The organism is Acidovorax sp. 210-6, assembly GCF_010020825.1.
GTDB classification, from domain to species: domain Bacteria; phylum Pseudomonadota; class Gammaproteobacteria; order Burkholderiales; family Burkholderiaceae_C; genus Simplicispira; species Simplicispira sedimenti.
The window spans coordinates 1,116,280-1,128,738 of the sequence record NZ_JAACJE010000001.1; the positions used below are offsets into that span (position 1 = coordinate 1,116,280).

Genomic DNA, 12,459 nt, shown 5'->3' on the forward strand with positions numbered 1-12,459 from the left:
CCCGTTTTGTGGCGGTTCACAATCAAAAATGCCTGTAGCGCCCGTCCATCAAGCGCCGAAAGCTATTGTTTTAGGAGCATTCGACGTGGGTGCCGTTGGGGGTGCGACGCGGTGGTGCCTGCGCCGTCACCCTTGCGCGATGTGCCGAGCAATGGCCTCGCCCATCTCGGTCGTGCTGGCCGTGCCGCCCAAATCCGGTGTGCGCGGCCCCGTCTTGAGCACCTCCTCAATCGCCGCCACGATGGCGTCGTGCGCCGCGCGGCCCGCGCCCTTGCCTTGGGTGAGGAAGTCCAGCATCAGCGCGCCGGACCAGACCATGGCGATCGGGTTGGCGATGTTCTTGCCGTAAATGTCGGGCGCCGAGCCGTGCACGGGCTCGAACAGGCTGGGGAAGGTGCGCTCGGGGTTCAGGTTGGCCGAAGGCGCCAGGCCGATGGTGCCGGTGGTGGCGGGCCCCAGGTCGGAGAGGATGTCGCCGAACAGGTTGGTGGCGGCCACCACGTCGAAGCGGCCGGGCTGCAGCACGAAGCGTGCGGTGAGGATGTCGATGTGCTGCTTGTCCAGCGTGACTTCGGGGTAGCCCTTGGCGACATCGTCGGCGCGCTGGTCCCACCAGGGCATGCTGATGGCGATGCCGTTGCTTTTGGTGGCCAGCGTCACGTGCTTGCGCGGGCGGCTTTGCGCCAGGTCGAAGGCGAACTTCAGCAGGCGGTTGGCGCCGTGGCGCGAGTAGACCGACTCCTGGATCACGATCTCGCGGTCCGTTCCCTCGTACATGATGCCGCCGAGCGACGTGTATTCACCCTCGGTGTTCTCGCGCACCACGAGGTAGTCGATATCGCCGGGCTTGCGGCCGGCCAGCGGGCAGGGCACGCCCTCGAACAGACGCACGGGGCGCAGGTTGATGTACTGGTCGAACTCGCGGCGGAACTTCAGCAGCGAGCCCCACAGCGAAATGTGGTCGGGCACGGTGGCGGGCCAGCCCACGGCGCCGAAGAAGATCGCGTCCATGCCCGAGAGCTGGGCCTTCCAGTCGTCCGGCATCATCTTGCCGTGCTGCAGGTAGTAGTCGCAGTGCGCCCAGTCGAAAGAGTGGAATGCGAGCGGCAGGCCGAAGCGCCGGGCGGCGGCCTGCACGGCGCGCAGGCCTTCGGGCATGACTTCCTTGCCAATGCCGTCGCCAGCGATCACGGCGATATGGTGGGTGCGGGACATGGGGCTCCTTGGGGTTGGCGGTATGGCTGGCATTCTTGGGTAGAACACGGGCAAATACAATCCGCGCACCGTTGTCACATTGTTCACGAACCGTGCATAAAACCCCTTCGCCCGACGACCTGCGTGTCTTCACTGCCGTGGTGCGCAAGGCCAGCTTCGCCGAGGCCGCACGCGAGCTGGGCGCCTCGCCCGCTTTCGTGAGCAAGCGCATCCGTCTGCTCGAAGAGGACCTGGCGGTGAAGCTGCTGCACCGCACCACGCGCCGCGTGGCAGTGACGGAGGAGGGCGAGCGCGTGTTCCACTGGGCGCTGCGCATCCTTGATGACATGGACCAGTTGCTGCAGGAAGTGGCCGTGACCCGGCGCGAACCGCGCGGCCTGCTGCGCGTGAGCACCAGCTTCGGCTTTGGCCGCCAGGTGGTGGCGCCCATGCTGTCGCAACTGGTGCAGCGCCACCCCGGCCTGCAGGTGCGGCTGGAGGTGTTCGACCGCCTGGTGGACGTGGCGGGCGAGGGCTTCGACCTTGACGTGCGCGTGGGCGACGAGATCGCGCCGCACCTGATCGCGCGGCGCCTGGCCGACAACCACCGCGTGCTCTGCGCGGCCCCGGCCTACCTGGAGCGGCGCGGCGCGCCGCGCACATTGGCCGAGCTGCAAGGCCACGACTGCCTGGTGATCAAGGAGCGCGACCACCCGTTCGGCGTATGGCGCCTGCGCAGCGGCGCCCAGGAGCAGGCGGTGAAGGTGCGCGGCCCGCTCTCGGCCAACCATGGCGAGATGGCGGTGCAGTGGGCCGTGGACGGGCACGGCATCGTGCTGCGCTCGCTGTGGGACGTGGCGACGCTGCTGCACGCCGGGCAACTGGTGCAGGTGCTGCCCGAGTGGCGGCAGGAGGCCAACATCTGGGCCGTGTACCCCACGCGGCTGGAGCGCTCGGCCAAGGTGCGGGTGTGCGTGGATTTTCTGCAGGAGCGCTTTCGCACCGGGTGGATGGCGCAGGGTGCTGGCACCGACGCAAGAACACCGGTTTAGAGAAGAAACAGCTCCCAGCGCCCGTCTGGAAAGCGTTGGTAGCTATCAAAAAGTGACTGATTGACCGGTGGAGGGGCAAGACCGGCAAGGCGTACCAGGTGCTGGCGGCAGGTGCGCCGGGTGCTTGGTACGGGAGTATTCCGGTGATTGGGTGCTGTCAGACGGCTGAACTGCAAACCTCGCCCTCGGGGCTGTCGTGCGGGCTGTCGTGCAATTGCACCCGATTGCCGCCCGCATTCTTCGCTTCGTACATGGCACGGTCACCCAGGCGCATCAGTTCATGCTCGGTTCCTGCGTGTTCCGGGTAGATGGCGATGCCGATGCTGGCTGAGATGCACAGCTCGATTCCCTCGGGCGTAGTGCAAGGCCCTGCCAACGCTGCACAGATTTTTTCTGCCACGGCCAGGGCAGCGGGGCCCGATGGGATGTCGGGCAAAAGCACCAGGAATTCGTCCCCGCCCACGCGTGCCGCAGTGTCGGACGCGCGCAGGCAACCCATCAGGCGTTTTGCCACCGTCTGCAGCATGAAATCACCCGCCTCGTGCCCGTAGGTGTCGTTGATGGGCTTGAATTTGTCCAGATCCACAAACATCAAGGCGACCGACGAGGAGGTGCGCTGAGCACGCTTCAAGGCCTGGCCCAATCGGTCACCGAACAAGCGCCGGTTGGGCAACTGCGTCAGGGTGTCGAAAAACGCCAACTGGTTGACTTCCTGCTCCAGTCGCTTACGTTCGGTGATGTCGCGCAGCACAGCCACGTGGTGGGTGACCTGTCCGGTGCCGTCCTTGACGGCGGTGATGGTGATCTGCTCGGGGTACACCTCGCCGTTCTTGCGTTGGCTCCAGAGCTCGCCGTGCCACATGCCTGTGGCTTGGATCGTTGCCCCTATGGCATCGTAGAAATCGGGCGGGTGCCGATCGGACCGCAGTACGCGCGGCGTCTTGCCGATGACCTCGTGCGGTGCGTAGCCCGAAATCTGGCTGAAGGCATGGTTCACCCGCAAGATGGTCTTGTGGGCATCGGTCACGATCATGCCGTCTTGCGACTCGAAGGCGATGGCCGCAATCTGCAAATCCAGCTCGGTGCGCTTGCGCTCCGAAATGTCCCGTGTCACGCCCAGAAAATTGACGAACTCGCCAGCCTCGTTGTACATGCAGGAGAACCGCACCTCGGTCCAGACCGTACCGCCGTGTTTGCACGGCTGCTCCAGCTCTGCACGGAAGTCCGGGGCCTTTTGGTGGGCCTGGATCGCTTCCAGCGCCCGCGCCATGCCTGCCTGTGCGATTTTGGCGCTGGCGGGCGTGAGCGCCTGGTCAATCGTTTGCTGCATGGCTTCGGCCACGGTGTAGCCCCGCAGCCGTTCCACGGACGGGCTCACGTAGGTGTTGCGCCCGTGGAGGTCCATGGTCCAGATCACGTCGGACGCGTTGTCGGCCAGAAAGCGGTGCCGCTCTTCAGAAAGCCGCAAGGCCTCGCGGGTCTCCTGGCTGGCCGTCAGGGCTGCCTGGAGCTTGCGGTTGTTCCGATAGATGTACAGCGCCACCAGTACGGCCAATCCCAGCAAGGCCAGCAAGGCATACACGCGGGCCCAGTCGATGCCTTGCTGCACTCGGATGGCTACGTGCTGGTTGGCAATGGCCTGGCGCTCCTGGGGCGTGAGGGTCTGAATGCCCTTGTCCAGAATGGAGCGCAATACCGGCTCGTCTTTCAACACGCCCATGCGCAAATGGCTGGTGTATTCGGGGATCTGGCCGGAAATCTTGAGATTGAAAAGCCCCTCCGTTTTGATCGCATGGGCGGCCACAATCAGCGAGCGAATGGTCATGTCCGCCTGGCGCTCGGAGACCAGCTTCATGGATTCTGGTTCGCTGGCGGTCAGCACCACGCTCAAATTCGGGAAATCACGGCGCACCCGCTCCTCGACCATGGTGCCCCGCGGCAGGGCAACGCTTTTGCCCTTCAGTCCTTTCAGATCGCCAATGAAATCATGCTCCTCGCGGGTGATGATGACGTTCGGGTCGGAAAAAAATCGGCGCAGTAAAAATCAGCCAGGCATCGCGGGCGGGCGACTGGTTGAGAAAGCTCATGACCTGGCAGCGCTTGCCCTGGGACGCTGCCAGGCTTTCGTCCCAATCCTTGACGGGAAGGAGTTCAATGCGTAGCCCCACCCGCTGCGCGACCAGTTGCACCAGATCGGCCGCAATGCCCTCGTGCTGCCCCTGCGCGTTGATCCGCTCAAAGGGGGCCCAGTCGGGATCCACGCACATCTTGATCGCGCTTGCCTTGGCGATGTAGGCCTGTTCAGCCGGGGTGAATTCGATGGACGTGGCAGCGGTGGCGGTGTTGGGTGCGTTGGCCCCGGCGATCGAACTGACGGCCCACAACAGAACAGCGGCGAGCGCTTGCAACGAAACAACGAGAGGATGGCCCGGGCGCATGCGGAGGGGGTTCGAAGGGTTGTTCGTTCAGTCCGAATGTCACCAATGGTAAGCGATGGCCCAAGCCCACAGGCCATGCATTGATTGGCACGAAGGCATGTGCATCAGAGCGGCTGGATCCGTCCTCTTTGGGTGCGATTCACCACCCCGGCAGATGCAGGCTTGGTTTTGGAAACCGCAAGCAAAAATAGCCTCCACCGCCCGTCTGGTAAGCGGTGGCAGCTATCAAAAAGATACTGCTCAGAGGATGGTGGAGGCTTGTCAGCCCGCCAGCGCGGCCTTCACGGCGGCAGACACCTGGCCCATGTCGGCCTTGCCCGCCAGGCGCGTCTTGACCACGCCCATGACCTTGCCCATGTCGCCCGGGCCCTTGGCGCCCACCTCGGCCACGATGGCTTGGACGGCCGCGATCACCTCGGCTTCCGACATGCGCGCGGGCAGGTAGGCCTGCAGCACGGCCATCTCGGCCTTCTCCTTGTCGGCCAGGTCCTGGCGGCCCGCGCCCTCGAAGGCGGCGATGCTGTCCTTGCGCTGCTTGATGAGCTTGTCCACGATGGCGACGATGGCCACGTCGTCGAGCGTGACGCGCTCGTCCACTTCCTTCTGCTTCATCGCGGCCTGCAGCAGGCGGATGGTGCCCAGGCGCTCGCTGTCCTTGGCGCGCATGGCGGTTTTCATGTCTTCGGTGATCTGGTCCTTGAGGCTCATGGCGGCTTCCTTCAATCGGATGGTGGCAGGGGACAGGGTTTGCCAAAAGGGTTTCTGGCTAGGCGTCAACGCCGCAGACAGTGGTGTTGCTACGGCAAGGCGTTGCAACGACGCCAGAAGGCCTTTTGGCAGACCCAAAAAACAAAAACCCGCGCTTGGCGTCCCTAGCGCGGGTTCGGTGGCTGTCCGAGGACGGGCCAGGCTGTGCTTAGTACAGCTTCTTGGGCAGCTGCATGCTGCGCACGCGCTTGTAGTGGCGCTTGACGGCGGCGGCCTTCTTGCGCTTGCGCTCAGCGGTGGGCTTTTCGTAGAACTCGCGGGCGCGCAGATCGGTCAGCAGGCCCAGCTTTTCGATGGTGCGCTTGAAGCGGCGCAGGGCAACGTCAAAGGGCTCGTTCTCTTTTACACGGATGGTGGTCATTAGCTAATGTTTTCCAAAATGTGCCCGCAGAGGGTCACCAGGAAGATCGGGCCTGGTGACCGTGCGTGGCGGGTTTCCCCGTCTCAGTCAGTGACTGTAACTAGTATTTGGCCGACGGGGCTAGTGCCAGCAAAGCCGAAGATTATAGCCGTTGCCAGGCAAACATCAAGCGGCCAGCGCCTGCGCGCAGGCGAATGCGCTGGCCCAGGCCCACTGGAAGTTGTATCCACCCAGCCAGCCCGTCACGTCCACCACCTCGCCAATGAAGTACAGCCCCGGCTGGGTTTTGCATTCCATGGTCTGCTGCGAGAGGGCGCGCGTGTCGATGCCGCCCAGCGTGACCTCGGCCTTCTTGTAGCCCTCGGTGCCGGTGGGCGTCAGCTCCCAGCGCGCCATCTGCTCGGCTAACCGGGCCAACGCCTTGTCGGAGGCTTCGTTGATGGGGCGCTGCCAGTCGGCGTCCCGTCCGGACCAGGCGTCGGCCAGGCGGCTGGGCACGAGCTGGGCTAGCTCGTTGGCGATGAGCTTGCGCGAGCGCGCCTTGGCCTGCGCCAGGGCGGCGGGCAGATCGATGCCGGGTGCGAGGTTGATGCTGAGCGGCGCGCCGTCCTGCCAGTAGCTGGAGATCTGCAGCACCGCCGGGCCCGACAGCCCGCGGTGGGTGAACAGCAGATCTTCGTCGAAGGCCATGCGCGCCTTTTTCGTGCCTGTACTGATCTGTACTGGCAGGGCCAGCCCGGCGAGCTGCGCCCAAGGCGCCCAGGCTTCGCCGTCGAAGGTGAGCGGCACCAGTCCCGGGCGGCGCTCGACCAGCGGAATGCCGAACTGCTGCGCGATCCGGTAGCCGAAATCCGTGGCGCCGATCTTGGGGATGGACAGCCCGCCCGTCGCCACCACGAGGCTGCGCGCCCGCACGGGCCCCCGATCGGTATCGATTTGATAGCTGCCAGCGCCCGTTCCATCGGCCTCAGAGGTCAAAAAAGCTACTTTTTTGACACTGCAGGGCTGCCAGCGCTCCACACCGCCAGCCTCGCATTCGGCCAGCAGCATGGCGATGAGGTCCTCGGCTGAACGGTCGCAGAACAACTGGCCCTTGTGCTTCTCGTGGAAAGGGATGGCGTGTTTCTGCACCAGCGCGATGAAGTCGGCGGGTGTGTAGCGCGAGAGCGCCGAGCGGCAGAACTGCGGGTTCTGCCCCACAAAGTGCTTGTGCGGCGCCGCCGGGTCCAGGTCGCGGTTGGTGAAGTTGCAGCGCCCCCCGCCCGAGATGCGGATCTTCTCGGCCACCGCCTCGGCATGGTCGATGAGCAGCACCTTGAGGCCGCGCTGGCCGGCCTGGCCGGCGCAAAACAAACCAGCGGCGCCAGCGCCGATGATGACAACGTCAAAAAGTGATGTGCGCATGGACGCTGCGGATTGTAGGGTGCCATTCCTATGCGGCGCGGTAGCATGATGTCTTCATCGTCCGAGGGTTGCCCCATGAATTCACTTCGCTACGCCGCCTGCATCCTGGCACTGGGCCTGGTGCCCCCGGCCTGGGCCATCAACAAATGCACGGATGCCCAGGGCAAGGTGTCGTTTCAGGAGGCGCCCTGCCCCGGTGAGGGCGAGAAGATCGAGGTGCGCCCCGCCATGCCGGCGCCTGCCGTCGCACCGCCCCCGCGCAAACCTTCTAAAGAGGGGGCCTTTGGCGAAACCTGGCGGCGCAAGCAGTATCTGCAGTCCCAGGGCATTCCGCAGGCGCGCGCAGCCTTGGAGCGCAACCAGCGCGAATGCGCGGCGGCACCGGCAGAGGCCGTTGCCCACGCGGGGCCGCTGCGGCGTGGCAACCTCCCCCAAGGCTCCCAGTTCGTGCAAGAGCAGGAGGCCGCCAGTGCCAAGGACAAGGCGGCCTGCGAGGCACGCTCCGAGGAGCTGCGCCAGCAGCTCAAGGCGCTGGAGAAGGAACTGGAAGGACTCTGAACCGGCTCGCACAGAACCTCGCGTGCGGCCGCAGCGCCCGCTGCAGGGGTGCTGCAGGGGGGGCGTCGAGTGCTTTTGGGGCGCTCAGGCGGCGGGGCACCGCGTCAGGTTCCGCGCGCTCTGGCCGTGCAGCGCTGCCAGCCCGCGCAGCACCTCACCCACCACGATGACGCTCGGGCTGCCCAGCCCTTCGTGCGCAATGGTGTCGGCCAGTTGGTCCAGCGTGGCCGTGGCATGGCGTTGCTGGGGCAGGCTGGCGTGCTGGATCACGGCCACGGGCGTGTCTGCGCTGAGCCCTTGCAGCAGCCCTTCCTGGATGGGGCGCGCGCCGCTCATGCCCATGTAGATGACGAGCGTGAGCCGCGCTTGCTGCGCGGTGTGGGCCAGCAGCGCCCAGTCGGTGCTGGGACCGCCGGGGCGCACGTGGCCGGTGATGAACAGCACCCCTTGCGCGTGGCCGCGGTGCGTGAGCGGCACGCCCAGTGCCGTGGGCCCGGCCAGCCCGGCGGTGATGCCGTTGACCACCTCCACCGCCGCGCCCGCAGCGCGCAGGTGCTCGGCCTCTTCGCCGCCGCGCCCAAAGATGAACGGGTCGCCCCCCTTGAGGCGCACCACATGCTCGCCCTCGTGCACCGCCATGAGCATGAGCGTTTCGATGAAGGCCTGCGGCGTGCTCTTGCAGCCGCCGCGCTTGCCTACGCGCACGACGCGTGCCGTGCGCGGCGCCAGGGCGATGATGGCTTCGCTGACCAGGTCGTCCACCAGCAGCACGGTGGCCGACTCGATGGCGCGTACGGCCTTGACGGTGAGCAGTTCGGGGTCGCCCGGACCGGCGCCCACCAGGGTGCAGCGGCCGTGCGTGTCAGTGGGGTGCGGGTGGTGCGGGTGGGCGGTGGACAGCATGCGCGGGCTCCGTGGTCATCTGCGCTGCAAGACGCAAGATGTGTTCCACCTGCTGCGCAATCGGTGCCGGCACCGGCTGGGCGCCGTCCAGCACGCTGCGGATCCATGCGGCGGTGTGGGCGGCGTCAATGGCCGTGGGCAAGGAGGGCAGGGCCGCCAGGGGGCCCGCCTGCGCTTCCTGCACGCGCTGGGGCTGGCCGTGCAGGAAGGCATCCATCTGCGGCGTGCGGCGCGGGTCGGCCACGGGTTCGCCCTCGGTGCCGCGCAGCAGCAAGGCACAGGCGCCGGTCAGCGCAAAGGTGGCAGCCATGGATTGGGCGTACTCCGGGTGGGTGTAGCTGCCCACCACGATGCTGCGCAGGCCCTGGTGGGCCAGCGGGTCCAGCAACTTGACCAGGCTGTGTGCGCTGTTGCGCAGGCCCAGCACGCGGCGCACCTGCAGCAGGCGTTCCAGGCCGGGCAGCAGCAGCGCCGTGGGCGCATAGGCCACGCTGCCGGGGGCGGGGGTTCGCAAGACCTGCTGCGGCGCCACGCCCAGGTGGGCCAGCACGTCGGCACTGCTGGCGCGGCGCTCCTCGGTGGCGCTGCCATGCACCAGCACGCCCAGGCCCTGGCGCGCCAGCAGCAGCGCCAGCAGCGGGGTCAGCAGTGGCAGCTTGCGGGCGCCGTTGTAGCTGGGCAGCACCACCAGGGGGCGCTCGGGTGCAGCCAGGCGTGGCAGGCGCTGGTGGATGGCGTCCAGAAAGCCCGCCATTTCTTCGGGCGTTTCGCCCTTGACGCGCATGGCAATGCAGAAGGCGCCCACCTCCAGGTCGCTGGCCGTGCCGTCCAGCACCTGGCCCAGCAGGTCGGCGGCCTGGGTGCGGTCCAGGGAGCGTGCGCCCTCTTTGCCGCGTCCGATGTCTTTGAGGTAGTGGCTGATGGCCATGGTGCGTGGTCTGGAATGAAAACAGCAAGGGTGCCGATTGTGCTGTGAAAGCGCCGCCCCCTGCAGGCACTGGGCCTTGTCAGCGCAGGCTGTGCACCACGCCCAGGAGCAGCACCACCGCCAACCCCAGCAGCAGCGAAAGAGCGCGCCAGAACACCAGCGGGTGGCGCTCGGTCAGCGGCAGGCGGTGCTGGCGCAGGTAGGCTGCACCGGGGTGATGCAGGTCGTGCACGAATTCGGTGAGCGCCTGCTGGCGTTTGTGCGGTTGGGGCTGCACGGCGCGTTCGAGCACGGCGTCCATCCATGCGGGAATGGGGCGATGCTCGTCCAGCGCGCTGCGGTACTGCAGGCGACGCAGGTCGGCACGTGTGCGCACGGCGGCGCCGTGGCTGCCGTAGGGCAGGCGGCCGGTGAGCATCTGGTAGGTGAGCACGCCCAGGGCGTACAGGTCGGCGCTGGGCGTGGGGGCTTCGCCCAGCAGGCATTCGGGGGCGGTGTAGTGCAGATGGCCCAGCAACGGCGGGCTCTCCCCAGCGGGTTGGGCCTCGGTCAGTCCGGCCACCTGCACGGCGCCAAAGTCGATGATCTTTGCCGTGCCCTGGGCGTCGATCAGCACGTTCTCGGGCCGCAGGTCCAGGTGCAGCATCTCGCGCCGGTGAAAGGCCTGCAGCCCGCGCGCCACCTGGCCCACGATGTCGCGCACCTGCGCAAGGCTGGGGCGGGGGTGGTCAGTCATCCACTGCGCCAGGGTCTGGCCGCTCACGTACTCCATGGCCACGAACAGGTGCTCGCGCGTGCGGGGCTGCGCGCCGTCGGCCGGGCGCAGCACATGCGGGCTGTCGATGCGCCGCGCAATCCATTCCTCCAGCACAAAGCGGTCGAGGAAGGCCTGGTCTTCCTGCCGGTCGATGGACGGGGTCTTAATCACCACCTGGCGTCCGGTGCCTGGCTCGGTGGCCAGGTACACATGGCTGCGGTGGCTGGTGTACAGCTCGCGCACGATCTCGTAGCCCTCGAACTGCTGGCGTGCCGACAGCACCGGTGGCAGGCGCAGTTGGGCGCGCTGGTGCTGCATCTCGCTGGCGTCGGCCGGGGCCACGCGGTCGATGGCGACGATCTGTACCGTGCAGTTGTCCGGGCTGCCGTTCTCCAGGGCCTGCTGCACGATGCTGCGTGCAGCGGCGTCCAGGTCGGGGGCATGCGTGGCAATGGCCTGCACGATGGCACCGGGCGGCATGTGCTCGTGCACGCCGTCGGTGCTCAGCACAAACATGTCGCCCGCGTCCACCGGCAGACTGCGGTAATCGATCTCGGTCTGGGGCTGCACGCCCAGCGCGCGGCCCAGGTAGCTGCGCCCGTCGGTCATGCACACGCGGTGGTCTTCGGTGAGCTGCTCCAGCGTGCGGCCCTGCACGCGGTAGATGCGCGTATCGCCCACATGGAACAGGTGCGCTGTGGCCCCTTTGACGATGAGCGCGCTGAGCGTGCAGACGTAGCCCCGGTCCTGGTCGAAGCGGTAGGGGCTGCGCCGCGTTTGCGCATGCAGCCACGAGTTGGTGGCTGCCACCACGCACTGGGCAGAACGCTTGACGCTCCAAGCGTCCGAGGTGCAGTAGTAGTCCACCAGCAGCGCATGCACGGCGGCGGCGGCGGCCACGTCGCTGACATCGCTGCTGCCAATGCCGTCGGCCAGCGCCACGGCCACGCCCTTGCTCTGGCGCTGCGGCCCCTCGGGCAGGCTGGCGCCGTGGAAGTCCTGGTTGACGCTCTTGCGGCCCGCGTCGGAATGCTGGCCGACACGCACCTGCAGCAGGGCTGGCGTGTGCATATCAGTGATCCATGGCGGCTTGCGCCGCCACCGGTGACGCATGAAACCGGCGCGGCCCAGGCCAGGGCTCCCGCGCAAGGGCCGCCAGCATTTCCACGTGCGGGCGCTGGGAGCGTCCCCCTGCCCGCAGCGCGCAGCGCTGCGAGAGCGGGGGGAAGGAGCGAAGCGACGCAGGGGGGTGTTTCACTTCATGCCAGGTTGCGCTTGGGAGCGGTGCGCACATGGGTGGCGTACAGCGTGAGGCCGGTGAACGCCAGGCCGCCCACCAGGTTGCCCAGCACCACGGGGATTTCGTTCCAGAGGAAGTAATCCATGATGGAAAAGTTGCCGCCCATCATCAGGCCCGAGGGGAACAGGAACATGTTGACCACCGAGTGCTCGAAGGTCATGGCAAAGAACAGCATGATGGGCATCCACATCGCGATGACCTTGCCGCTCACGGTGGTGGAGATCATGGCGCCGACCACGCCCGTGGACACCATCCAGTTGCACAGCATGCCGCGGATGAAGATGGTGAGCCAGCCCATGAGGCCGTACTGCGCATAGCCCAGGGTGCGTGCTTCGCCAATGTGGCCGATCTTCTGCCCGATCTCGTTGGGTGGCACCGAGAAGCCGTAGGTGAAGATGAACGCCATCATGAAGGCCACCGTGAGCGCCCCCAGAAAGTTGCCCAGAAACACCAGCCCCCAGTTGCGCAGAATGCCCTGGACGGTGACGCCGGGCCGCTTGTCCAGCCAGGCCAGCGGGGTCAGCACAAACACGCCCGTCAGCAGGTCGAACCCCAGCAGGTAGAGCATGCAAAAGCCCACCGGGAACAGGATGGCGCCGACCAATGCAGAGCCTGTCATCACCGTGGCGGTGACGGCAAACACCGCCGCCAGCGACAGGATGGCGCCGGCCATGTAGGCACGGATCAGCGTATCGCGCGTGGACATGTAGATCTTGGATTCGCCGGCGTCCACCATCTTGGTGACGAATTCGGCGGGGATGAGGTAGGCCATGGTGTGTGCTCCAGGTTGCGATGC

General features: G+C 66.7%; 12 protein-coding genes. 2 read left to right on the top strand and 10 right to left on the bottom strand.

The genetic code is table 11. The features are described 5' to 3' along the window. Window positions 1-126: 126 nt before the first annotated feature. Window positions 127-1,215: a tartrate dehydrogenase gene (locus tag GWK50_RS05240; RefSeq protein WP_162015633.1), complete on the bottom strand. Its 1,089-nt coding sequence runs from the start codon at window positions 1,213-1,215 to the stop codon at window positions 127-129. Between the two features lie 92 nt (window positions 1,216-1,307). On the opposite strand from GWK50_RS05240, the gene GWK50_RS05245 reads away from it, so the two are divergent. Next, on the top strand, window positions 1,308-2,246 hold the full coding sequence (locus GWK50_RS05245; RefSeq protein ID WP_197904977.1) for a LysR substrate-binding domain-containing protein: 939 nt from the start codon (window positions 1,308-1,310) through the stop codon (window positions 2,244-2,246). 157 nt (window positions 2,247-2,403) lie between these two features. On the opposite strand, the gene GWK50_RS19625 is transcribed toward GWK50_RS05245, so the two are convergent. The 5 genes from GWK50_RS19625 to GWK50_RS05270 all read right to left on the bottom strand — a co-directional run bounded on the left by GWK50_RS19625 (window position 2,404) and on the right by GWK50_RS05270 (window position 7,217). Then, window positions 2,404-4,284: a diguanylate cyclase gene (locus GWK50_RS19625; RefSeq protein WP_347339551.1), complete on the bottom strand. Its 1,881-nt coding sequence runs from the start codon at window positions 4,282-4,284 to the stop codon at window positions 2,404-2,406. Further along, entirely contained in the window at window positions 4,232-4,684 is a 453-nt protein-coding gene (locus GWK50_RS19630; protein WP_197904979.1) for a transporter substrate-binding domain-containing protein, read from the bottom strand. Before GWK50_RS19630 ends, GWK50_RS19625 begins: the two co-directional genes overlap by 53 nt. Window positions 4,685-4,945: 261 nt before the next feature. Next, on the bottom strand, window positions 4,946-5,392 hold the full coding sequence (locus tag GWK50_RS05260) for a GatB/YqeY domain-containing protein (RefSeq protein ID WP_162015634.1): 447 nt from the start codon (window positions 5,390-5,392) through the stop codon (window positions 4,946-4,948). A 208-nt stretch (window positions 5,393-5,600) separates the two neighbouring features. Next, window positions 5,601-5,813: a 30S ribosomal protein S21 gene (gene rpsU, locus GWK50_RS05265; protein WP_007833691.1), complete on the bottom strand. Its 213-nt coding sequence runs from the start codon at window positions 5,811-5,813 to the stop codon at window positions 5,601-5,603. Window positions 5,814-5,978: 165 nt separating this feature from the next. Then, entirely contained in the window at window positions 5,979-7,217 is a 1,239-nt protein-coding gene (locus GWK50_RS05270; RefSeq protein ID WP_162015635.1) for an NAD(P)/FAD-dependent oxidoreductase, read from the bottom strand. Window positions 7,218-7,292: 75 nt separating this feature from the next. Between GWK50_RS05270 and GWK50_RS05275 the strand changes: the two genes are divergently transcribed. Further along, window positions 7,293-7,775, top strand: a complete 483-nt coding sequence (locus GWK50_RS05275; protein WP_162015636.1) for a DUF4124 domain-containing protein — start codon at window positions 7,293-7,295, stop codon at window positions 7,773-7,775. Window positions 7,776-7,859: 84 nt separating this feature from the next. Here the strand turns inward: GWK50_RS05275 and cobA are convergent, their stop codons facing one another. The 4 genes from cobA to GWK50_RS05295 form a co-directional block, all read right to left on the bottom strand. Next, window positions 7,860-8,678 (bottom strand): uroporphyrinogen-III C-methyltransferase, encoded by an 819-nt coding sequence (gene cobA, locus GWK50_RS05280; RefSeq protein ID WP_162015637.1) that lies wholly within the window; start codon window positions 8,676-8,678, stop codon window positions 7,860-7,862. After that, the gene (gene ybiB, locus GWK50_RS05285; RefSeq protein ID WP_162015638.1) at window positions 8,638-9,606 is read right to left on the bottom strand and encodes a DNA-binding protein YbiB; all 969 of its coding nucleotides are present in this window, start codon (window positions 9,604-9,606) and stop codon (window positions 8,638-8,640) included. The genes cobA and ybiB overlap by 41 nt, the downstream gene beginning before the upstream one ends. 79 nt (window positions 9,607-9,685) lie before the next feature. Next, window positions 9,686-11,434, bottom strand: a complete 1,749-nt coding sequence (locus tag GWK50_RS05290; protein ID WP_162015639.1) for a bifunctional protein-serine/threonine kinase/phosphatase — start codon at window positions 11,432-11,434, stop codon at window positions 9,686-9,688. 188 nt (window positions 11,435-11,622) lie between these two features. Next, a complete protein-coding gene (locus GWK50_RS05295; protein WP_162015640.1) occupies window positions 11,623-12,435 on the bottom strand; it encodes a formate/nitrite transporter family protein in 813 nt (270 codons plus the stop codon). Between the last annotated feature and the right edge of the window lie 24 nt (window positions 12,436-12,459).